General features: G+C 44.4%; 19 protein-coding genes. 4 read left to right on the forward strand and 15 right to left on the reverse strand.

Annotated elements, in window-relative coordinates:
• Positions 1–13 precede the first annotated feature (13 nt).
• The 4 genes from KIT51_16000 to KIT51_16015 form a co-directional block, all read right to left on the reverse strand.
• Complete coding sequence (locus KIT51_16000) at positions 14–1273, reverse strand: OmpA family protein (protein UYN86346.1); 1260 nt, start codon at positions 1271–1273, stop codon at positions 14–16.
• 91 nt (positions 1274–1364) lie between these two features.
• Positions 1365–3731, reverse strand: coding sequence for a penicillin-binding protein 1C (gene pbpC, locus KIT51_16005; GenBank protein UYN86347.1), 2367 nt, complete (start codon positions 3729–3731; stop codon positions 1365–1367).
• Positions 3732–4190, reverse strand: a complete 459-nt coding sequence (locus KIT51_16010; GenBank protein ID UYN86348.1) for a nuclear transport factor 2 family protein — start codon at positions 4188–4190, stop codon at positions 3732–3734.
• Positions 4191–4317: 127 nt separating this feature from the next.
• Positions 4318–9885 carry a hypothetical protein gene (locus KIT51_16015; GenBank protein UYN86349.1) on the reverse strand — a complete coding sequence of 1856 codons (5568 nt, stop codon included), beginning with the start codon at positions 9883–9885 and terminating at the stop codon, positions 4318–4320.
• A 292-nt stretch (positions 9886–10177) separates the two neighbouring features.
• On the opposite strand from KIT51_16015, the gene KIT51_16020 reads away from it, so the two are divergent.
• Entirely contained in the window at positions 10178–11230 is a 1053-nt protein-coding gene (locus tag KIT51_16020) for a mechanosensitive ion channel family protein (protein UYN86350.1), read from the forward strand.
• 6 nt (positions 11231–11236) lie between these two features.
• Here the strand turns inward: KIT51_16020 and KIT51_16025 are convergent, their stop codons facing one another.
• The 5 genes from KIT51_16025 to KIT51_16045 form a co-directional block, all read right to left on the reverse strand.
• Complete coding sequence (locus KIT51_16025) at positions 11237–11932, reverse strand: M15 family metallopeptidase (protein ID UYN86351.1); 696 nt, start codon at positions 11930–11932, stop codon at positions 11237–11239.
• A gap of 61 nt (positions 11933–11993) precedes the next feature.
• Entirely contained in the window at positions 11994–13097 is a 1104-nt protein-coding gene (locus KIT51_16030; protein ID UYN86352.1) for a bifunctional 3-deoxy-7-phosphoheptulonate synthase/chorismate mutase type II, read from the reverse strand.
• 5 nt (positions 13098–13102) lie between these two features.
• The gene (locus KIT51_16035) at positions 13103–14017 is read right to left on the reverse strand and encodes a prephenate dehydrogenase (GenBank protein ID UYN86353.1); all 915 of its coding nucleotides are present in this window, start codon (positions 14015–14017) and stop codon (positions 13103–13105) included.
• Positions 14014–15207 (reverse strand): aminotransferase class I/II-fold pyridoxal phosphate-dependent enzyme, encoded by a 1194-nt coding sequence (locus KIT51_16040; GenBank protein ID UYN86354.1) that lies wholly within the window; start codon positions 15205–15207, stop codon positions 14014–14016. The genes KIT51_16035 and KIT51_16040 overlap by 4 nt, the downstream gene beginning before the upstream one ends.
• A 15-nt stretch (positions 15208–15222) precedes the next feature.
• A complete protein-coding gene (locus KIT51_16045) occupies positions 15223–16077 on the reverse strand; it encodes a prephenate dehydratase (GenBank protein UYN86355.1) in 855 nt (284 codons plus the stop codon).
• Positions 16078–16377: 300 nt separating this feature from the next.
• On the opposite strand from KIT51_16045, the gene KIT51_16050 reads away from it, so the two are divergent.
• Entirely contained in the window at positions 16378–16788 is a 411-nt protein-coding gene (locus KIT51_16050; GenBank protein UYN86356.1) for a hypothetical protein, read from the forward strand.
• A gap of 17 nt (positions 16789–16805) precedes the next feature.
• Here the strand turns inward: KIT51_16050 and folB are convergent, their stop codons facing one another.
• Genes folB through KIT51_16065 form a run of 3 tightly spaced genes read right to left on the reverse strand, consistent with a single transcriptional unit; the run spans position 16806 to position 18901 of the window.
• A complete protein-coding gene (gene folB, locus KIT51_16055) occupies positions 16806–17165 on the reverse strand; it encodes a dihydroneopterin aldolase (GenBank protein ID UYN86357.1) in 360 nt (119 codons plus the stop codon).
• Positions 17162–17926 carry a DivIVA domain-containing protein gene (locus tag KIT51_16060; GenBank protein ID UYN86358.1) on the reverse strand — a complete coding sequence of 255 codons (765 nt, stop codon included), beginning with the start codon at positions 17924–17926 and terminating at the stop codon, positions 17162–17164. The genes folB and KIT51_16060 overlap by 4 nt, the downstream gene beginning before the upstream one ends.
• Positions 17927–17968: 42 nt before the next feature.
• Positions 17969–18901 (reverse strand): WD40 repeat domain-containing protein, encoded by a 933-nt coding sequence (locus tag KIT51_16065; GenBank protein ID UYN86359.1) that lies wholly within the window; start codon positions 18899–18901, stop codon positions 17969–17971.
• A 75-nt stretch (positions 18902–18976) separates the two neighbouring features.
• Between KIT51_16065 and KIT51_16070 the strand changes: the two genes are divergently transcribed.
• Both KIT51_16070 and KIT51_16075 read left to right on the forward strand, forming a co-directional pair.
• Positions 18977–19594 (forward strand): 4'-phosphopantetheinyl transferase superfamily protein, encoded by a 618-nt coding sequence (locus KIT51_16070; protein UYN86360.1) that lies wholly within the window; start codon positions 18977–18979, stop codon positions 19592–19594.
• Between the two features lie 3 nt (positions 19595–19597).
• Entirely contained in the window at positions 19598–20161 is a 564-nt protein-coding gene (locus KIT51_16075; GenBank protein UYN86361.1) for a redoxin domain-containing protein, read from the forward strand.
• Here KIT51_16075 and KIT51_16080 read toward each other — a convergent pair.
• From KIT51_16080 to KIT51_16090, 3 genes are read right to left on the reverse strand one after another with little or no spacing between them, the layout of a single operon-like run.
• A complete protein-coding gene (locus KIT51_16080) occupies positions 20158–21009 on the reverse strand; it encodes a transglutaminase family protein (protein UYN88612.1) in 852 nt (283 codons plus the stop codon). The two genes, KIT51_16075 and KIT51_16080, sit on opposite strands and share 4 nt — an antisense overlap.
• A complete protein-coding gene (locus KIT51_16085; protein ID UYN86362.1) occupies positions 21009–22643 on the reverse strand; it encodes an acyl-CoA carboxylase subunit beta in 1635 nt (544 codons plus the stop codon). Before KIT51_16085 ends, KIT51_16080 begins: the two co-directional genes overlap by 1 nt.
• A gap of 19 nt (positions 22644–22662) precedes the next feature.
• Positions 22663–23616, reverse strand: a complete 954-nt coding sequence (locus tag KIT51_16090) for an MCE family protein (protein UYN86363.1) — start codon at positions 23614–23616, stop codon at positions 22663–22665.
• Positions 23617–23629: the final 13 nt, after the last annotated feature.

Here is a 23629-nt window from a genome sequence, read left to right on the forward strand (position 1 = left end):
TATGCTTCTCCGCTTAATGCTCAAGTATTTCAATTTCTACGCGAACATTATTCTGAGCCTGGGTATGCATTTTATCAACTACCGGCTTTTTTCCACCCCAGGCCTTTACGTGCATACGCTTGGCATCAATACCATTCGCCAGCAAAAAGTCACGTATGATTTCTGCCCGCTCCTGTGATAATTTTTTGGCCGAGCCAAAACCTTCTTTGGTATCGCTCAATGAAAAGAAGTTATCGGATTTCTCGCCTTTCGAGATAATTTTCCCGGCTGCATTTCCATTGGTATGCCCATGTATCTTGATCTTGTATTTAGGGTTTTCATTGAGCATGTCCAACAAACTGCTTACCTCCCACCGCGACTCCGGCCGCATGATGGCTGCATCTTTAAAAAAGTAAACATTATACATAACAGCTATGTCGCCTTTTTGTAAACGAACCAAATCAAACGGCACAACCACCGAACTGTTGGCCAGTGCAATGCCTTCACCTTCGGGATTGTTAAAATTAATATCCCGTTGGACTTTCCGATAACCAAACACCTCACAAATAAGGGATACATTACCTGAAGTATTGCCCGGAGATGAAACCCGTACATCTTTGTTGCCCGAATAGGTTCCAAGTTTTTTAACCCGTTCTGCATCAATTACGGATACATCTCCGCTTATCGATTCATTATTATCAGCACGGAACAACTTAAAATAAAAATTCCTGGCTTTATCATCTGTAACTGCACTCGCAGTTTGTTCAGGTGTAGCACTTATTTTTTGTTCGCTTATAATTTCCTTTTCCCTGGCTGGAACCTTCTCCAGTTCCATTACTTCACCTGCTTCGGATTGCGGTGTGATGAGTGAAGTCAGGCTTTGATTGGCCGGTGTGTCGGCAACCGGTATGGTTTCAATGTTTCTGCGCGTTACCGGATTAATATCTTTACCGGAAGTGCTTGCCATTACATCAGCACCTAATGGACCACTGTACACCCAGGTATCAGCATAGGGCGAGCTGCTTTGCAAGCGCAGGGCTTCTTCAATTGCCTGTTTTTTATCATTCGTTTTTAAGATATACACATAGTATAAGTTCCGCGATGGATTGATTTCATACTTAACCGAAAACTCCTTCGAAGCCTGGTTGGTAAATTTTATGGCATTCTTTTTAAACTCAAATGCGCCAATCACCACGTAGTTGGGGTATTGCGGATCGGGCAACTGCCCGGGGGCTTTAAATGCTGACTGAATAATCAGTAAACCTAGTAAGGCAAAAAAATAGCACTTTTTCATATTGACAGGGTTTATTAACAGGTACAAAGGTATACCATGTTAAATTTAGAATTAATTAAATCAATTTAAAACCTTACATATCAGATATTTATCACTTTGATACAACTTCAAAGTGAATTTCAAGGGTCTCCCCGGAATCATCAACCAAGGTTAAAAGGTGCCTTCCCCCGCCCGGATTTAGCGGAAATCGGTGGTTTTTGAGGGTATTTCCAAGATATTGATCGTTCAGATGCCAAAAAACAACAGCCTGTGGATTGCGGTGGGCAAGCTCAAAAACAGAACTTCCAGGGGTACCATCCAATTCCCTGGGTATAAAAAGCCGGGCATTTTGCTTCGGATAAACCATGTCCATAGTACGCAATGTCGTAACTGCCTCACAGCCAGGCTTAAACGGGGGTAAGATTTTATATGAAATATTCCGGGGTCTGAAATAATGTTCCTGAATGGGTGACAGCACAAACCAGTTACGCTCAACCATCCCCTCCACGGTTTCACAACTCAAATGCACCCGGTATCGCTTATCCTTGGTTAGGTGTACTTTTTTATGATAAGTACATGGCTTTACCTCAAGGCCTCTGGCGCATACCCAGGTTGTGTCTGCCTTTTCACAATACTCACCCATGCGCAGGCCACTTATGGAGCAGACCGGTATTTGTTCCAGCTCCATATAAGGCTCTTGAAACCACGCGTTTCCGGGGAGTTGTGAAAAAATATCAAGCATAATCGGGGCGGCTGTTTCCGTTCCGGTTAGTCCCGGTCTCCCTTCACCATCGGCATTACCCACCCACACACCAACAGCATACTGTGGTGTTACACCAACAGCCCAGCCGTCACGAAAGCCAAAACTGGTACCGGTTTTCCAGGCTATTTTTTTTGCACTGTAAAAGTTACGCCAGCCTGTCTCTTCACCCGGCCGGTAAACTTCTTTTAATACATCAATGGTTTGATAGATGGCTGAAGCACTGAATAAACCCGATGGCCCGAGATTAGCCGTTGACATTTTCGCTTGAGCAGTTTGAATGTATGATGGACTTTGATAATCTGAATTGGTGTATTTCAGGTTTTCAGAACGCATAAAATACCGATTTAAAACACGTGCCATAGAAGCGTACATACCAGTGATGTCCCATAACTTTCCTTCTGCACCGCCTAATATCAAAGCAAGCCCGTAGTGATCGGGAAGTCTGTTCAGCGTAGTCATGCCGGCATCCTTTAGCAGTGAATGAAATTTTTCATAACGATACTGCTGAAGCATGTATACAGCTGGAATATTTAATGATCGGATCAATGCCTTATCCGCGGGCACTGCACCATCAAATTCGCGTTTAAAATTTTTGGGGGCAAAGCCATTGATTACGGTAGGGACATCCGGCAGCAACGTAGTTCTTAAAATTTTTCCTTCATCCAACATGGCTGCAAACAAAAATGGCTTTAAAATACTTCCCGTACTTCGCGGTGCGTTGATGATATCCACCTCTTCACCATGATAGCCCGAATGATCGGTTTGCGTATTGCCTACGTAGGCCACCACATTTCCGGTTTCAACTTCCAATACCAACGCAGCAGCATTATAGATTTGATTTCCAACCAGGCGCTTGTGGTGATCATCGATAATTTGTTCTACCCTCCGTTGCACGCCTTCATCAAGTGTTGAGCGTATCCGTGTTTGCTCTAATCCATCACGAACTGCACGTTGAATCAAATGCCGGGCGTGACGCGGTAAGGGTGTCGGCTGATCAGGAATTTGTTCTTCCTTTGCCAAAAGACATGTAGCTTCATCCAGCACACCAACCTGTTGAAGTTTATCCAAAAGGGCATTTCGTTTTACCAACAATCGATCCCTGTTTCTGCCCGGATGGATGAGTGAAGGTGAATTCGGCAGCACGGTAAGCAGGGCTGCCTCTGCCCACGAAAGTTCATCTACGTCACGACCGAAATAACGCCAGCAAGCAGCTTCAAGGCCTACCACATTACCACCAAACGGTGCATGTGAGGCATACAAAGCCAGTATTTCATCTTTTGAATAGCTAAACTCCAGGCGGGTGGCCAGTATTATTTCAATAAATTTCTCACCATAAGTTCTTCCTTTTCCCTTCCGCGATAGCCGGACAAGCTGCATGGTGATGGTGCTTCCTCCACTGATCACTTTACCCGCTTGCAGGTTTTGCCGGAGCGCCCGGGCAAAAGCACGAATATCAATTCCCCAATGACTGATAAAACGTTTGTCTTCATAGTGAATCAGTGCCTGCTTAAATTTATCGGGTACGGTATCCAACAGTGGAAATCGCCACTGACCGTCTTTGGCTATAGTTGCCGACAACAATTCTCCTTTGCGATCTTCAAGCACAGTGCAATATGGATCATGGAATAATTTATCGGGCAATAAGAAATAATAGATGATTGAAGCAATAACCAATACACTGCCACCAATAACTATACTTTTTCTTGAAAATGCCATTTATGGAAGCCGGTTGGCGTGGCGTGATGCCAGCAGCCATTTCTTATTCTTTAATACATACACTTCGGTGTAGAGCAAACGCAAATCGAAAGCGTTGCCGCTGTTTACTCCCGAGAATTTACCGGTTCCGGTAACAATGGCCGCATTTTTATATAGCCTGACTTGGGCATTTTCGATCTGTACATCTCCATACACCAATTTACCCGACCTAAGGTCTTCCAGAACATCTTTTTTGGATTCGGTCCAGCCATTGGAGTGGATGTACATCAGATCATTATCAAGGATGAGATTGAGTGAATCTAATTGTTTGTTTATCAGCCACACAAATTTTCGTTGTGAGAGATCAAGTATTTCTTTTTGCCTGGTAGTTTGAGCAGTTGAGGTGTGGGCAATAAAAAATAATAAGAAGAATTTAATCCCGCAGATTACGGTGATTTTTGCAGACGATTTAGAAATCATAATCTATTGATTTTTCAAAAATAAACACTGACGTATTGTTTCAACTTTTTGTGATTTAGTGCTAAGGTGGCAAAAAGGAATATGCATTTTACTGCCACAAAAACACTTATCAACTCCACAACAACTGCTAAATTCCAGATGCCTTCACCACCTCAACAACCTGTCCTTTTCTGCGGCCATAAATTGATCGGTCGTACATAGCCTCACAACTTACAGCCGGCAAATAATAGGTTCCAACATAGCTGGCCGTAAGCATCACCTGAAACGTTTTTCGCTGGTTCGTCCCCAAATCAAAATAGGTATAAACCCGATCATCACGAATATCCTGATAGGTTGGGACGTCACCGCCAAGCCTGCTCTCGGCCTCATCTAACCGCAAGTTGTTAATTTCCCAGCCCGATGGAAAAATCTGATTCAACGCCAGATTTTTGTACGGACCGCGCATGCCGGGATTCGAGACCGTAACGGAAGCAATAAACTCTTTGCCTTGTTCCAATTGGGTTGGATCAATGATACGACCATCAACATCCGTATAGGTTATCGTCAGGTTTAAATTATTAAACTCCTCCGTTTCTTCGCCACGGGCGGGAATACCCTCAGCAATCAACCGCACATATAACGTACCGGCACTTTCACTTACCACCTTTAATGCATTTGATTTTACTCCATCAACCTGAACAGGTACTTGCGCGATGGGTAACTCGGTACTTGCTGTTGCATCTTTTCCGTTGTAGGAGTAAATGAACTTTAATGCCCCACGTTTTTCCGTGCCTGCAAAAGCACCAACGGATTTCAAACACCACGCCACCGATTGGGTACTCATCCAGTAGGATGAGTTACTCAAAGAAGCTGAGATATCCTTCAAGAGTTCAAAACTTTTTGTACGATCCCCCAGCAACAGCAGTGTTTCCAAAATAATTGCCTTATCGCGCAAATCCGATCCATACGTATACGCCATTTCCTGATACGGTTTTACCGAGGTTGAAATATTAGCCACTAAACTTTTTGCTGCTTCGGGCTGACCCGCTTTGGCATATGCAGCCGCCAACATCCACGCTGCGGTGGACGGGAGGCTGGTCTGCTCACGCAACCTGTTCATAGCACCCAGTTCAGGATCGCCCGCAAGAGCCAACGAATACAAACGATAGGCTTGTATTAATTCACTGCTATAGGTCTCCTGGTTTCTTCGCCAGGCTTGTGCTTTTGAGCGTTGATATTTCTTCCAGCGCTTTAACATATCGTTCGGAACGAGGTAGCCTTTGGCTTCTGCCTCTACCAGAAAATGTCCGGCATAGGTTGTCGACCAACTGTCGGCATTCTCGGCACCTGGCCAATACCCAAAGCCACCATCGCGTTGATGAAACGATTTGAGGCGCTCAATACCCGCCTTGACATTCGCCTGAATCATACTCCGTTCTCCATCTGTCAACACTTTTACCTGATCCAGGTACAGTTGTGGAAATACTGAAGAAGTTGTTTGTTCGATACAACCATAGGGATATTGCAGCAAGTATTGCATGCGCTGCCCAAGGTTAATCGGAGGCAAGGAAGAAACTTCCAGCGTTGCCGTGTTGGTGCCCGGCATGCCTGCACCGGTAACATTTATATTCCATGTTTTACCCGCCTCCAAAATAGCTTCCTGAACTTTTGTTACCGGAGGATTAGGGTTACGGATTTCAATATCAATTACATCGCTGGCTTTGAAGTTTCCGGAGGTGGCTATCACTTCAACTTTTCCGATGCCAAGCGTTGCTAAAACCGAAAGGTCAAATTCAATGGTTTGGTCAGCACCAACCATGTTTACTGTTTGCGAATTTTCACGCAGCCGTAACGGGCCACTGGTTTTAACTTCCACTTTTACATTTCGGATATTTTTATCCATTGTAAAGAGCGTTACCGGAAGTTTTAATTTCTCCTCAGGGCCAAGCACTCGCGGTAGTGTAGCCAATACCATTAATGGTTTACGAACAGGTGTCGCCTTCTCCGTTGATCCATAGGCGCCTTCATATCCTGCAACAACCATGGTTTTAACGGAGCCAATGTATTGCGGCATGATAAATTTATGTTCGTTACTTCCTCCTGTTAAGGTGAAGGGACCAAGGAATTTTACCACTGCTTTAAAGCGATTGGCTTTTGCATCTTCCTCCTTGGCGGCCATCAACGCCATGTCACCACCCACGGCAAGCAACCGCTCAATGCGACCACCAAAAGCGCCCATCACGTTATCATATAAGTCCCATGTCTTTACACCTAATGCTTCACGGGAATAAAAACGCTTCCACGGATCAGGTGTTTTAAAACGGGTTAAGTCCAGCAGGCCTTCATCAACCATGGCTAATGTATAGGTCATTTTGCGTTTCGATTTTTCCGAAACTTTTATCACCACTTCCTGACCGGGCTCCAGCACATCGGGCATGGTGATGACCGGCTCCAGATGTGTTTGCGGATCTTCAACACCAACAGGAATAACACCGTACATCCTGATGGGCGAATCGTTAATGGTTTGTGCATGGGGTTGGATCAAGGATACATGAACAAAAATATTCGGGGTCATGTCCTTTGTGATGGTGAAGCTGAAAGGTGTATCGCCTTGTTTGGTGTCTACCCAATAGCTTTCAATCACACGGCTTCCGTTTTCAATACTAACCAAAGCACGACCTGTTCCGCTGCCCGGTATTACCACACTTGCCTTTTCGCCAATGGTATAAGCCGGTTTATCAGAAGAAAAGGTAAGCATGGTAGCACCTTCGCTTCCGCCACGTGCGCGACCTGCCCAGCCGGGCCAATCGATGTACACGATTTTTGCTGTGCTATGACCGGATATTGGGTCAACAGCTTTTACAAGATAACGACCCCATTCCGGGTACTTGATTTTAAAATTCCATTGACCTTTTCCGTTTACGGTGCGTATCGTGCCTTTACTTACCAGTGTTGCATAATAATCACTCATGTACACTGCACTCTCCTCCGTATTATCCCACCACGACCGCCAGCGGAGTTTGTGAATAGATACTTCCACGCGATCCAGTGAAACCGGATTCCCTTCAGCATCAATGGTGACTACATCAACCGTGTGGGTGGTGTCGGTAAGCAACATACCGCGCGCCTTATCGCCTAACGGCAACCGCATGCCGGTAAAGGAACGATACGGATAATATGGAATACTAAACCGGTCAACCGAAAAATTACCACTCTCTTCAAATACTTTTCCACGAATTAAAGCATTGAGTGCCCCGGGAGCCGAAGTAGTGGGCTCCAATGAAAAATTAACGCGCGCATTTCCTTCACTATCGGTGTAACCGCTGAAAATGGTTTGTGCCTCGCTGTAAAATTCCTTTGATGGATCTTCAAACGTATAATCAGGATATTTTGAAAACTTTGTCTCAGCTTTGGTAAGCAGCACTTCAAATTCGGCCAACAGGTTTTTACCCGGTGCACCGTGCAACCAGTTTACATTCAGGCTACCCGATATGTTATTGGTACCGGCTGTGATCTTCTCTACACCAAAATCCAGTTTGATTTTTAAGCGATTCGGTTTTACCGTTTCAATTTTTATGGCTTGAGTAAATTCTGTTCCTCCAACCTTTACCCGTGCTGTCCAGTTGCCGGTTGGGGCATCGGATGCAGTAGCAGTAGCAAACTTGTAAAATCCGTTTTCGCTGGTGGAACGTACCAAACGACTGGTAACCTGGCCTTGTGGATTTTGAAGTTCAAATACAACCGGATGAGCCTGTGGAATTAGTTTCAATTTATCCTCCAGCATAAAGGTTAAGAAAAGCGAATCGCCAGGGCGCCACACGCCACGCTCACCATAAATGAATCCTTTCAAACCTTTGTTTACACGTTCACCACCCACATCAAAACTACTTAGCGATAACGACTCACCATCGGGCAACCGTAAGTAGCCGCGTTGCGAACCGATTTTTGCCACCAATGCAAACGGGATTTCTTTGGCATTAAGTGTTGCTTTACCATCGTTACCGGTGGATGCTGTTCCAATCAATTGTTGTTGGTAGTCATACAGTTCAAGCGTTACACCGGATAGCGGTTGTGTGGTTTTTAAGTCGTTAACAAATACGATGGTGCTTCCATCGCCACCACGCTTGGCGATGAGGCCAAGATCGGAAGCGATCACATTCTTTTTGATGTTGCGCTGGCCGGTATAATAAGAGGAGTGACATGGGTTATCGCGCTCCTGCCAGTCATAATCATAGCCATAGTAGTAATCATCATAGGAATCCCAGTAGCTGTATTCACCCCCTCCATCTGACCAATCTTCTTCAGCTTCAAATGCTGATGACGATGAGTCTTCTCCTTCATTACAGGCCAAAGCTGTATACGATTTTTTGATGTTGATCCGCACCTGGTAAATGGCACCAGGCTCGGCATTGATCAATGTAGCGAGGTCCAAGGTGAAACGATTCCATTTTCCCAAATCCGTTACACCTGAATTTTCCAGCGAAATAATTTTCTTTAAAACAGGTTTTCCTACTCTTCGCAATTCGGAAGCACCATCATAATTATTTACCTGTAAAAACTGAACAATATTGTTTTCAAAGATTCTTACAATTTGCACTTCAACCATTTTCAGGTTAACGGCTTCAAACGGAAGTATCAAACCATCCGAACCGGGTAAGATGTTGCCTTTACCGGTAAACCGAACGGCAGGTTTTAATTCCTCAAACTGAACATCAAAGCTTGCGCCTTCTTTCATTCGAAAATTTAAAATATTGCGGATGCCGGCCTCAACAGTCATGGTCTTGCTTCCGGTTTGCCGAACCGCAGGGTATACTCTTACCTCGTTGTCGCGTACCTCATAATCCAGACTGGAAAGACCGCTTATGCGGATAAGGCCATCAAGGTTTTGTTTTTCGCTGAGCGGATCGGAAAACTGAACAATTACATGTTGCGTAGATCCCTGATCGACCCGAACATTCATCACTTTAAAATCACTGAGAGCAGGGATTTCAATTTCCTGGCTCGTGGACTGGCTGATACCAATACCTTCTCCATTAATCGCAACAATAACGTTACTGGCTTCTTCCTTGCGCGTTACTTCCTCAATAATAAATGCGTGTTGTTTCCCTTCGCCTCCATGACTCCAGTTTACGGCAAGGGATTTACCATCTTGCCGGGCACTCAGGGCTTTTTCAATTGCCGTTGCATCGGCAAAATCGGATGTGTACAAAACGCCTTCGATTTTTTGGCGGGTGAGCTCCGTTTTTACATAAGGTTTTACATTGTCAATAGTAACTTCATAGTGTTGCGGCATCACCTGGAAGGAGTAAATGAAATTAGAAAGTGATGATGGCACATCCATCAACCGCGACAAATTGAAATTCACTTCGTAGCGTTGCCCGGAAACCAGTCGCCCTTCAGGCCTGAACTCCACCGTGTTCTTATCGATCCAAATCGCTTTTCCCTTTATGGCTGGGGTAAATGAAAACAGTTTCCCTTTGGCCTCTTCCCCCACCGCGGCATCATCAACGGCCTGGTTAACCAAGGTTATACGAATGGTAGAGACCGAACTGACTACACCCGAGGTGTAGGATGAAATGTATTCGGCAAACGCGGGGTTAATAAAACCCTTTGGCTCGCGGGTGCCCTTACTGGTGATACCATAAAACAAGGCAATGGCAAATACGCCCAGGCCGACTACGACCAAGCCGATCTTTTTCCAGGGAAGGTTTTTCATATAGGGAAAGGATTAAGGGAGATGAAATTTCCGAAAAATTAACGGAGAATCACGGCATGATGGTATTAATTCTTGAGTAAACTTTTGGGATAATTATCAGGCGAAAATCTTAACCACAAAGTGGCACAAAGAAGACACAAAGCCCTCAAAGTGAGCATCCGTGAACTTAGTGAAAACTTGGTGGTCTCTGTGGTTCTGGATTTTATCAACAGGACACGGTTTTTTGATGATTTACCGGGTCAAAAAAGATCATAGTGATTACCTTTGCCCCGGAATCATTACAGGGTAAAAGATGGAAGAAATTTTAGAAAAAACGTATTTCAACAACACGGTTCAAGAGTATGCTATCGCCACAGCTATAATCGTGGGCGGTATTTTGTTGCTAAGGCTTTTCCGCAATAACCTGCTCAAAAGGCTAAAGGCATTTGCTGATCGCACGGACAATAAAATAGACGATTACATTGTAATGGGCCTTGAACGCTTTGGCTTGCCTATACTCAATTATGCAATCTTCTACTGGGGTGTTCATTACCTGCACCTCTCCGATCGCATTTCACGCCTGGTAACCGTGGTCACGTCTGCCGTTATCGTCTACTTCGTTATCCGGATAATCCTTACCGTTATCCGTAAAGCACTGGAAACACATGTACTGAAGCAGGAAAACGGTGAAGCTAAGCTGAAGCAGATTACCGGCATTATGGTAGTCATCAACATTGCCGTGTGGGCGCTGGGTGCCGTGTTTCTGTTCGATAACCTGGGCTATGATGTTACCGCCATTATTACCGGCTTGGGCATTGGTGGTATTGCCATTGCGCTGGCCGCACAAAATATTCTGGGCGACTTGTTCAATTACTTTGTAATCTTTTTTGACCGGCCATTTGAGGTTGGTGATTTTATTGTGGTAGATGACAAGCGCGGAACGGTTGAATTTATTGGTATTAAAACCACACGCATTAAAAGTATTTCCGGTGAACAATTAGTTATTTCCAACAGCAACCTTACCGGCTCACGCATCCATAACTTCAGGCGCCTGGAAAAACGAAGGGCTTTATTCAACATTGGCGTGGTGTATGGCACGCCCCTCGAAAAGCTGAAACGCATACCGGAGATTATTACAAAAATTGTAGAGAGCGAACCCCTTACCACACCCGACAGGGTACACTTTGCCATGTATGGCGATTTTAGCCTGAACTTTGAAGTGGTGTTTTTTGTGGAGAGTGCAGACTACAAACAATACATGGACATCATTCAGGATGTGAACTTCAGGATATACGAGGCATTTGAAAACGAAGGGATTGAGTTTGCATATCCTACACAGACGATACATTTACATAAGTCTGCGTAGAATAAGTTATCTACACGCTACCCCATCAACATAATTAACGATCACGTCCAACTTCGGTGCCGTATCGCTTCCGAGAAAGTCTTTTATATCCGATAGCTTGATGGTGCTTTTGTAGGCCTCCAAAAAAGGAATGGAAAGCGGTGTGTATGACCAATGCCAGCGTTCTTCCTCATAGCCGGTACGGCCGTTTACTTTGGAGGTGTAGGGCTGACAAAATCCATACTCATGCGCATGGGCTTTGAGCCATTCATAAATTTTTAATCCCTCTCCGGAATCAAAGTATTCGTTGTTCAGATCATTTAAGTCCATATCCGTTCCCCAGTGATGGCGCGAGGTGCCCGGCATGGAGGAAAACAATAAAATCTTTTTGGCACGATCGGCTTCATTTTTAATGGATGCTTCCGCCATCCACTTTCTTTCCCAGATGGCTTTCTGCTGAAAGTAATTGCGTGTAGCCGAAATAATGGTCAGCTTGACGCCATCTTCTTTTGCCGCTTCGGCCATGCGGATAAATGCTTCGTAGGTTTCCTTGCGCAGATATGCCCCTTTGGCGGAGCCGCCTGTATGTTGGTCATCCAATCGTACAAACCGGGCATCCTGGTCAGGGTTGAATTTTCCTAACAGATAATTCTTGTCAACATCCTGGGCGGTAACTATGGCACTTAAAAAACTAAAACAAAATAGAATTAAACCGGGCTTCATAGGCTTGTTTCGTTACAAAAAAGAAGCCTAAAGCTAAAACTTTACCCCAAAACCTGAAAACCTACACCTTCACATCCGCCTTATTCATAATCTTCGTTTGAACCTGTATCGACTCCTGGTGAACGAGTTTTAGCATTTCCCTCGAAAACTCTTCGCTCAAGCCCATGGCCAGACCAAGCGCAACGCGTGTGTGGATAATTTCTTCCCACCGGTTTACCTGCAAAATGGTAACCTGGTTTTCCTTTTTAAACTGCCCGATCTTTTCAGAGATTTTCATGCGGGCCGCAAACTTCTGCATGATTTCATCATCCAACTGATCAATCTGCTCACGGAAAACACTCAGTGCATCCTTTACTTTCTTATCATCAGGCGAAGGCGTGCGCACCACCAATCCACTCACAATTTTAGTCAGTACGGCCGGAGTTACCTGTTGTTTTGCGTCACTCCATGCCGCATCAGGATTGATATGGCTTTCAATCATCAATCCGGCCATATCCAGATCAAGCGCTTTTTGCGCAATAAACGGAATCAACTCGCGCGTGCCGCAAATGTGGCTGGGGTCGCAAAGAATATCCAGCTCCGGTATTCGTGTTTTTAGCTCAATGGCCAGGTCCCACATGGGTGCATTGCGAAAAGGGCCCTTTTCAAAAGAAGAAAAACCACGGTGTATGGCAGCCAACTTGGTGATGCCTGCTTTGTTCAAACGTTCAAGCGCACCAATCCATAATTCAAGGTCGGGGTTAACAGGATTCTTGACCAGCACAGGCACATCCACACCTTTTAGCGCATCGGCAATTTCCTGAACTGAAAATGGATTCACGGTTGATCGGGCACCTACCCACAGTATATCAACGCCAAGTTTCAAACATGCTTCTACATGTGCAGCATTCGCCACTTCGGTTGCTACGGGCAAACCGGTCTCCTTCTTCGCTTGTATGAGCCAGTTTAAACCCTCCAACCCCATGCCTTCAAACTGGCCGGGGCGTGTACGGGGTTTCCAGATCCCTGCGCGCAATACATGTACATTGCCTGTAGCCGCTAATTGTTTTGCCGTGGTAATAACCTGTTGTTCGGTTTCTGCACTGCATGGTCCGCTGATGATTAATGGGCGATTGGTGGTGGGTGCCCAGCTGCTTATTGGTTCAAGTTGTAATTCCTTTTTCATAATTCTTAAATCGTGTTTGAGGTTTGTGTTGCTTTATGTGTTCCGTTTAAGTTTTTCTCCTGAGTTGGGTTTTCAAAACCATCCAGTATTCTCCTGATATGGTTTGCTTCCGTCATTATCCTGCTAAGTTCTTTGGTGTCGCGTTTCATCAGGTGGTATTGAAACCGTTGAAGATGAATAATATATTCCTGTAGCGCCTGGCTCAGGTATTCCATGTTCTGTTCAAAAATAGGTGCCCACATAGCGGGGGAACTCTTGGCAAGGCGTACAGTAGAAGCAAAGCCACTACCGGCCAGGGTAAAAATATTTTTTTCGTCCTTTTCAATATCCAAAACAGTTTGGCCTAATAAAAAAGAACTGACATGCGACAAGTGCGAAACGTACGCAACATGTTTATCATGTTCTTCAGGTTGCATGTAAATAACATTCATCTCCAGCGCAGCAAAAACTTTTTGTGCCACACCAAGGGCATATACGGAAGACCGTTCATGATCACAAACAATGGTTGTCTTCTTGCCGAACAATCCTGAAAAGGCTGCATCAGGACCGGAGTTTTCTGTTCCGGCAATCGGGTGGGCGGCCACAAACTGCGAACGCTTGCTATGGTTAGCTATCGATTTACAAATTTGCGCTTTGGTTGAACCTACATCCATAACCACAGTTTTTGCTTTTACGCTATCCAAAACAGAAGGCAGCAAGGCCACCAGGGCATTTACCGGTATGGTAAGAATAATTAAGTCGGCTAAAGCAAAGGCCACATCCTCTTGTTCGATTCTATCAACCAAGCCGCGATCCAGTGCACGTTGCGCATGATGGGGATTTAAATCAACACCAATTAATTCGGTAGCAAATCCTGTTTTACGAAGATCAATTGCCATGGATCCACCGATCAATCCTAAACCAACTATCGTTACTTTCATGCAGCTATCGATTTAGAATTTATTGCTACAGAAGCTTTCCACCTGGCAATACGCTGATGTGCTTCTTTAAATTTTTCTTCTTTTGCGCAAAGTGAAATTCGTATGTAGCGTTTACCCGCATCGCCAAAAACAAAACCCGGGGTGATGAACACTTTGGCTTCGTATAAAATTTTATCGATAAACGCACCAACATCGCTAACACTGTCAGGAACTTTTGCCCACAAAAATAAACCAGACTGGTTAGGTGAAAATGAGCAGTCCAAAGTTTGCAGAATAGCATGTGCCAGCTTCCTTCTTTCTGAATAAACAGTATTCAATTCCATAAACCAATCTTCGCCTTGCTTCAAGGCTTCAACGGCAGCATGTTGCAGGCTGAGAAACATTCCGGAATCCATATTGCTGCGTACACGAAGCACCGCATCAATGTATTCCTTCTTTCCGGCAACCCAGCCCAAACGCCAACCGGCCATATTATGCGATTTGCTTAACGAGTTCAGCTCAAGCGCTACTTCTTCTGCGCCATCAATGGAAAGTAAGCTCAGCGGATGATTATTCAGGATTAAACTGTATGGGTTATCATTCACGATCAAAAAATTATGTTGATGTGCCAGCGCCACGAGTCTTTCAAGTTCCGCCTGTGAGGCAATCCTGCCCGTAGGCATGTGCGGAAAATTCACCCACATAATTTTAACCTTTGAAAGGTCCTGTCTGCTCAGTTCATCAAAATCAATACCCCAATCAAGATTTTCTTTAAGTGTATAGGTTTTCGCCTTTGCCCCCACCAGGTTGGTTACGGAGGCATACGTAGGATAACCCGGGTCTGGAATAAGTACTTCATCTTCTTCATTCAGGAAGGCCATGCTGATGTGAAGTATACCCTCCTTCGAACCCATCAGGGGAAGGATCATTGTTTCGGGGTTGATTGCCGTGTTGTAAATCCGGGAATAAAATTCTGCTATGGCTTTACGCAGATCGGGAATCCCCTTATAATTCTGGTAACCATGATGGGCAGGATTTTGCGCGGAGTTCATCAATGCATCAATGGCGCTTTGTGCAGGTGCTAAATCCGGACTTCCAATTCCCAGGTTGATGATGGGAAAATCAGGAGTATCCAACGCACGCACTTCAGCCAGCTTTTTACTGAAGTAGTATTCCTCAACGTTATTAATTCTTCTTGCTGTTGTTATCATGTCACTATTCTTTCACTAGGTGTACTCAATTTTTGCCTTCTTATATTCCCCCAACACATTTAAATTTTTTACCTGACGTAAAACCAGTTTCAAGGCATCGTCATAGTTTTTTCTGCGTTTCCATTCCACATCCACATGAATGGAGTATTCATTGGGTTTACCGATTACGGGTATGGATTGAATTTTGGTAAGGTTGATTTGATTGCTCTTTAACGTCATTAACGTATCGGCCAGGCTGCCTACTTCGTTGGCCACCTCAAAACTTAAAGAAGCTTTATTGGCCTGTTTATTTTCCACAGACTTCCTGCTCAATATCAGAAAGCGAGTAAAATTCTTCTTATGCGTCTCGATTCGCTTTTCAAGAATTTGCAGACCGTATTTTTTTGCTGCCAATTCATTGGCAATAGCTCCGGTATTTTTCAATTTCAATTCCTTAACCCGCTTTGCAGAAAGTGCTGTGTCATCGCTTTCGCGGATTTCAATACGGTGGCCATTGGAGTTTAAGGCATGAATAAATTCCGTGCACTGACGCAGCGCCATCGGGTGCGATTCTATGCTGGTAATATCCGAAAGCTTTACACCGGGCAGGGTAAGCAAATGCATATGAATGGGTAAATACAATTCTCCTATGATGTTGAAATGGTATTGTTGCAGCAAAAAATAGTTTGGCAAAATGCTGCCGGCAATGGAGTTTTCTATTGCCATCACGGCAAAGTCGGACTTGCCATTGGCCAGTGTTTCACACAGTTGATGAAAGGTAAGGCACTCCACTACTTCAATCGGCTGATTGAACCAGGTTTGCGCGGCCACTTCATGAAAGCTGGCGGTCAAACCTTGAATCGCTACTCTTAACTTCTTTCGCTTTGCCATTTGTTTGTAGTCATAAAAAAAGTCCCGGCTGTTCACCGGGACTTTTCTGAGTTCTCTGTTATCGCTTACTTCAACAACATACCGCTACTCGTTCAAATCCCGGAAGGGCTTTAAAATAGTAGTAGTAAAACCAAAAAAATGCGTTGAAGCTTTTCATCTCTCTAAATCAATGCTCTAATAAAGATGAATTTACAATACCAACAAAATTTTTAGAAAATCTTTTTATTACCCTAATAATCGTTAGGCTGAGTTGATGGATGTTAAAAGAGGGCGTACTTTTGCTGAAAATCTCACAATACCATGAAAAAACTACTCATCCTAGTTGCTTCCCTGTTTATACTTTCAACCTCATGCAGCCCCAAAAAAACAGAAGAAGACACCAACAAAGTACTTTACAACCAGGTGATGGATATCCATGATGAAGTTATGCCCAGCATGGATGAACTCTACAAACTAAAAAAACAATTAACTGAAAAGATTGAAAACTCGCCTGACCTGGTGGAAGAAAAACGCCAGGAGATCGAACAGACCATTTTACTGATTGATTCCGCAAGTAAAGGCATGATGCGGTGGATGCGCGAGTTCAAGCCTGAGGAATACAAAGAAGTTGAGCTTACAAAGTACCTGGAATCTGAAATGAAACGTGTACAAACAGTTAAAGAAACCATGCAGGATGCCCTTGTACAAGGCAGGGAAGCAACCAAGGAATAGATAACCAGCAAAAGCCCTTACCGTTTTTTATAAATCTCCACCGTAGCACGTTTGCACTTACCTCCTATGGGCGGATTAATTTTAGAAATTTTCAATTCTACGGCTTGTACCACCGGCAATTCACGGAAGATGCAGTCGATTATCTGGCCTGCCACGGTTTCCAGAAGTTTGGACGGTTTCTCCATTTCATCTTTAATGATCCTGAAAAGCGCTTCATAGTTTACCGTGCCTGACAAATCATCCTGAAATGCATCTGCTGTAAAATCTGTTTCAACGGCTACATCTACCTCAAACCAGTTACCGGATTCACGCTCATGCGGGTACACACCATGAAAGGCGTGGAACTCAAGACCTTCAAGCGCAACACGACCGGTCATCCAATCTCGTCAAAAAAGGAAGTTATTTTTCTTGGCTGGGCTTCAACCATTACAATTTCCTGCTCCACTAAAATGGCAGCCGGTTGTGGTTCAGGGACCGGCTCAGGAACCACAATTTTCTTTGGCTCTTCTTTCTTAGGTTCTTCAGGTTTTGAGAATAGTGGAGCGTTGTCGGCATTCGGGAACACCGCCTTTTTCACTTCCATGCGGGCCTGTGAGAAATGCTTATCGGCATCGAAACCCTTTTGGTTATTTTGGATTCGTTCAACACGCTCAATACTATCCTGCGAAATCCGCTTAAGTTCTTGTAATAAATCATCGCGGGTAGACTCAAGTTTTTTATAATTCTCAACCATGCCGCGAAGACGCTCCTCCATCTCGGCCAGCACTTGCCTGGCACGTTGTTCAGCCTCATCAATGGTATTACCGGCCATCATTTTGGCTTCATTTAACATGGCTTCTGCTTTTAACTGCGATTCACGCAAATGCAAATCGGCTGCCTGCCTCGCCTGTTCAATAACATGGGCACCGGTGTCTTCTGCTGTTTTTAGGGTTTTATACAACGAGCTTTCTACCTCGCGTAATTTGTTCACTTCCCTTTCTGCTGCTTCAAGTTTAATGCGCAATTCCTTTCCTTCATCCACCAATCGCTCCCATTCCGAGGAAAGGGTTAGTAAAAAAGCATTCACTTCGTCCTTATCGTATCCACGAAAATGCTTCTCGAAGGTTTTTTGCCGGATTTCAAGCGGTGTAATTTTCATTGTACTACGGGTTAAGTTTAAAAAATTGGAGCCGATAAAAAATCAGGTATCAAGGCTCTGGCTATTAAATTCAATACTCCATACGGACATGGTACGGTCATCGCTGGCGCTCACCAATTGCCCATGGTGGTGCGTCCACAGAAGCTTATTTACCGAGGTACCATGGCCGGCATGCCGGCCCTTATCGATCACTTTCAACAACCTCAGTTCCTGTAAGTCCCACACCTTTATGGACTTATCCATGCTACAAGTTACGAAATGTTTGGAATCGGGGCTAAAATCGATATGATTTATTGCATACATATGGGCTACCACCTCCGTAGCGGGGAGGTATCCGGCATGTACATCCCACAATTTTAGGCGAGCGTCACGCGACCCACTCATCAAAAAATTGCCATCCGGAGTGTAACGAAGTGTAAATACCGAATTGGTGTGTGCTACCCATTGCTGCTTTAACGAAAGATCCACCAGGTTAAAAATGCGGATAGAGCAATCGCTATACCCCACTGCAAGCTCGGCCGAGGCCGGGTTTATGGCTATGGTCCGGGCACTTTTATCCGAATGCTTTTGGGTATTGGAAATGGCAAGGTTTTGCAAATCCAGTTCAGTTAAAGAGCCTGCCCCATCAGCAACAAATATCCGATTACCCATCGATTGGATATCAAATATGGCTGCCTTGGTCATCTTTAACGAACCACCCGCCTGTTTATTCTTCCAGTCGATAACATGGATACCATCGTAATTGTGGCCCGCCACCAGCAAGCCTGTAGGCCGATGAACATGCAAAGCATAAACGGAGTGCGGAAGTTTAGCGATCAGTTCACCCTCATCGGGATGCTCCAGGTTCCAGAGCACTACCATACCATCACCCGAACCACTAAAAAAAAGGTTATGCCTATCGGCCTGCTGGAGGGTATAGACGGAATCGCGGTGCCCAGTGATGTTGTGTAATCGCTTTACGTCAACCTTACTCATCGTATAGATAACTGCTGCAAAGGTGTTAAAGTTTACACAAGTTTGTAGTAAAATTGTTGCATAAACCTTGAAACAATGCCCCTGATAAAGCAAGAAGTATCGGCTACACGTGCCTGGGGGTTGTGGAAAATCGAGGAGCCTGAAGAACAACTCCGGCTAGCAGCACCGGAAATTATACCACAGGAAATTAAACACCCGGAAAAAAGACTGGAGTACCTGGCCGTCAGGGCTGTGATCAAAAAATTATTAAATGAATGGGGGATGGGTTTTGAAGGTTTGACAAAAAACGAACATGGAAAACCGTTTTTAAAAAATTCAAGCTTTTATGTTTCACTCAGCCATTCCTTCCCTTACGTAACAGCCATTGTGGACAAAGAAAAAGAGGTGGGCATTGACCTGGAGCATAGCAAACCCAAACTTTCAAGAATTGCGCCACGTATGCTGCACCCAACTGAGTATGAGGATGCCGGGAATGACATAACCAAGTTGTGTATTTATTGGTGTGCCAAAGAGGCCATGTTGAAAGTGTACGGTAAAAAGGACATAATTTTTGCAAAAAACCTGTTGGTAAGCCCGTTTAGCCTTCAAAAAAGGGGTAATTTAATTGGCCGGATTATTGTCGAGGATAGACAGACAACGCTTACTTTACGCTATCAAATAGCGGACACTTTTGCGATTGTCTATAACCTGTAAGTCATGAAGTTATCCATTCTGATCCTTCTTCTGCCGGTGTTGTTCTCCAATGCACAAACGATTGGGAATTTTACCTTGACAAACGTAACCGATAATAACAAGATTTCGCTTTCTTCGTACAACACCTCACCTGCTGTGATTATAATTTTTACCAGCAATACATGCCCTTTCGATCGGCACTATGCCGATCGGATTCAAAAACTTGCCGACAATTATGCGGGAAAAATTCCGGTACTTCTTGTAAACTCATTTACTGATGATGAAGAGTCTGTAGAGGCGATGAGGACCCATGCACAACAGCAAAAATTTACAATACCTTACCTGGCCGACAAAGACCAAAAGGTACTGATTCAATTCAATGCACGAAAAAGCCCCGAAGCATTTTTACTTAAGTCAACAGCAGGGAAATTTACGGTTGCCTACCGGGGCGCCATAGATGACAATGCCCAATCCGCTGAAGACGTCTTTCAATTCTACTTGAAAGATGCATTGGAACGAATGTTGGCCGGGCAGAAAGTTGAAACTACTGAAACACGGCCTGTAGGCTGTAATATCCGCAGAAACTAAACACCCAGGTCGGCACCATCAGCAATGATGAGCAGCAACTCTTTTACCTCTTCGGCCTTTTCATGCTCGCCCATTTTATCGAATGACATAATCAGGTTTCGGAACACCCTACGGATAATTTCGAGGTTTGAGCAGGGTTCAAAAAACGAAGGCTGGGGTGTGAGTCGCAATTCGTGGATATAGTTTTCGATATCCTGCCTTGAAAAAATAAGGCCTTTGTTAAAGGCATTGATATAAAAAGAATTTTTACCCTCCTGGTAGATGAGCACAAACAAGTTGGGAAGATTTACGCCATACACCGGCAATTTCAATTTTTGTGCAACCAGCATGTAAATCACACACAACGAAATCGGGTTTCCCCTGCGCGTTTCCAATACCACGTTTATCATGGAGTTACCAGGCGAATGGAAATTTTTTGTGTTGGCTGAAAATTTCAGTTTGTTGAACAACACACTGTTCAGCACCTTCACCTGATCGAACGGGTAAAGGTCGGGTTTAAATTCCAACCAGGCTTCGTAGTACAATTGCTCAAGGTCTTGCTTTAACTTTTCCAATTCCAGGTCAGGATATTGGTAGGTCGCAATCAGCCACAATCCGGTAAGTAAATCCTGATCCTCGCTGGCATACCATTCTTTTACCCGTTGCTTGATCAACGCATACTGCAAATCGTGAATTAACCCTTCAATTTTCTGCTGTACCTGGGGATTGAAACTGCTCTCCCATTGCTGTTCGAGGTAGGGGATTATTTCTTTACCTAAAGAACGGATTTTATCGGTTACGTGAGAGACTACTTGTTCATCCTCATCATCCAATAACGAAACCAGTGCCTTAAGTTCTTTATCTGACATCATGTTTGAATAACCCCAACATTAAAATGTTCAACCGGGGCATGGTTGGCTGCTGCTATGCCCATGGAAATTACTTTTCGTGTTTCCAGCGGGTCGATTACCCCATCGACCCACAGGCGTGAAGCCGCATAATAAGGACTGAGTTGTTCGTTATACCGGTCAGTAATTTCCTTTAACAATGTGTCCTCTTCTTCTTTTGAGATGGCTTTACCTTGTGCCTTGAATGCATTTACCCGTATTTGCAGCAATGTTTTGGCTGCTGAGGCACCGCTCATCACGGCTATTTGTGCAGAGGGCCATGCAAAGATCAAACGTGGATCGTAGGCTTTACCGCACATGGCATAATTGCCGGCACCATAAGAGTTACCGATAATGATGGTAAACTTCGGCACGGTAGAGTTGGCCATTGCATTTACCATTTTTGCACCGTCTTTAATGATACCGCCATGCTCAGCTTTGCTGCCCACCATAAAACCGCTTACATCCTGAATAAAAACTAAAGGGATTTTACGCTGGTTGCAATTCATGATGAACCGTGCCGCTTTATCAGCAGAATCAGAATAAATCACACCTCCCATTTGCATTTCGCCCTTCTTTGTTTTAACAACCTTGCGTTGGTTGGCAATTATGCCCACGGCCCAGCCATCAATGCGTGCTGTGCCGCAAATAATGGTTTTACCGTACAAAGCCTTATACTCATCAAATTCAGAGTCATCAACCAATCGCTTGATGATCTCCAATGTATCGTAAGGCTTAACTCGATCGGAAGGAAACAGGCCATAAATATCAGGCATGTTTTCTTTTGGAGGACGGGAATCAATCCGGTCAAAACCGGCCTTTTCATCATGGCCAATTTTATTGAAGATTGATCGGATATAATCAAGACAAGCCTGATCGTTGGGGAATTTATTATCGGTTACACCTGAGATTTCACAATGTGTTGTGGCACCACCTAGTGTTTCATTGTCAATGTCTTCACCAATAGCGGCTTTTACCAGGTACGAACCCGCTAAAAAAATCGAGCCTGTTTTGTCAACAATCATGGCTTCATCCGACATAATGGGCAGGTATGCACCACCGGCCACACAACTGCCCATGATGGCCGCAATCTGTACAATACCCATTGCAGACATCCGTGCGTTGTTCCTGAACTGCCTGCCGAAATGCTCTTTATCCGGGAATATTTCATCCTGCATGGGCAGGAAAACCCCCGCGCTATCTACCAGGTAAACCACCGGCAATCGGTTTTCCATGGCAATCTCCTGAATCCTTAAATTTTTTTTGGCTGTAATGGGAAACCACGCCCCTGCCTTAACGGTGGCATCATTTGCCACAATAACACATTGTCTTCCGTGAATATATCCGATGCCGGCAACCACTCCTGCCGATGGGCATCCTCCATACTCGGTGTACATGCCTTCACCGGCAAACAAACCAATCTCTAAAAATTCTGAATTTTTATCGGTAAGATATTCTATGCGCTCGCGTGCTGTCAGTTTTCCTTTTTGGTGCTGTTCGTCTATTTTCTTTTGTCCACCGCCAAGCCGTGTTTTGGCTTGCTTGCTTTGCAATTGCTGAACAAGTTGTTTATACCGGTCTTCATTCTTGTTAAACTCCAGGTCCTTCTCGGGCATGATAGAGGTATTATATCAATTAATCTTCCTTGCGTTGCTTCTTTAAATCGCGCTGTATTTTCTTTTGACTCTTCCCTAACGGTGCCATAAAATGTTTGGGGTTACTGTTGAAGTGTTTGGCCAGGGAATCGATGGAGAGTAACATTTTGTTAAGGTTCACATATAAGGAGTCCTCCGTCATTAACTTGCTCACTGTATTATCACCTTTGCTGAACTGCCCCAGGGTTTCGTTTAGTTTGGCCAGGGTTTGCTTAATCTTTACCAAAGTTTCATTCACCTCCACCGATTTTAAGGAATCTGAAATGGTTTTGAAATTTTGAAGCGTGGGATCCAACTGCCGCAAGGTGCGGTTAATGTGAGCCGTTAAAAATTTAATACTGTCGCTAAGGCTGGTTATGGTTCTGTTTGTATTATCAATTGTATGGTTAATCTTAGTCGGTGTCTCTTTAAAGTCGTCAAAAATCCCATCAATCTTTTGTGAATTACGGATAAGGTTATCGAGTATGGTGTTGAGTTTACGCAGGGTAGACTGAAGATTGTCTGCCACCGGTGCTGCGCTTTCTTCCAAAAATGAAGTAATTCCCTTCGCTACCGAAGAATAGAGGGTATCGCGCGGTTTAAGGGGCTGACGAACATTGCCAATTGATAACTGAATAAACTTAGTGCCCAGGAAATCGCCATTCAAGATTGCTTCGGAAGAATCGCCCAGCACGACATACGAATCAATTTCCAATTCCACTACCACTCTCTTTTTCGCCTGCTGGATTTGTATTTTACTTACACGCCCTACCGAAACACCACTAAGGTAAACCTGGTTAGAGGGCATGAGCTGATCGACATTATCATAAATGGCGTAATACTTTTTTCGGGAGGAAAAAAAATCGATGCCTTTTAAAAAGTTGAAGCCAAGGTAAAGCAACACCAGCGACACGACCATAAACAGGCCAACGCGTACTTCTTTCGATATTGTCATGGGGTACAGTTGA

Source organism: Cyclobacteriaceae bacterium (assembly GCA_025808415.1).
Taxonomy (GTDB): Bacteria; Bacteroidota; Bacteroidia; order Cytophagales; family Cyclobacteriaceae; genus UBA2336.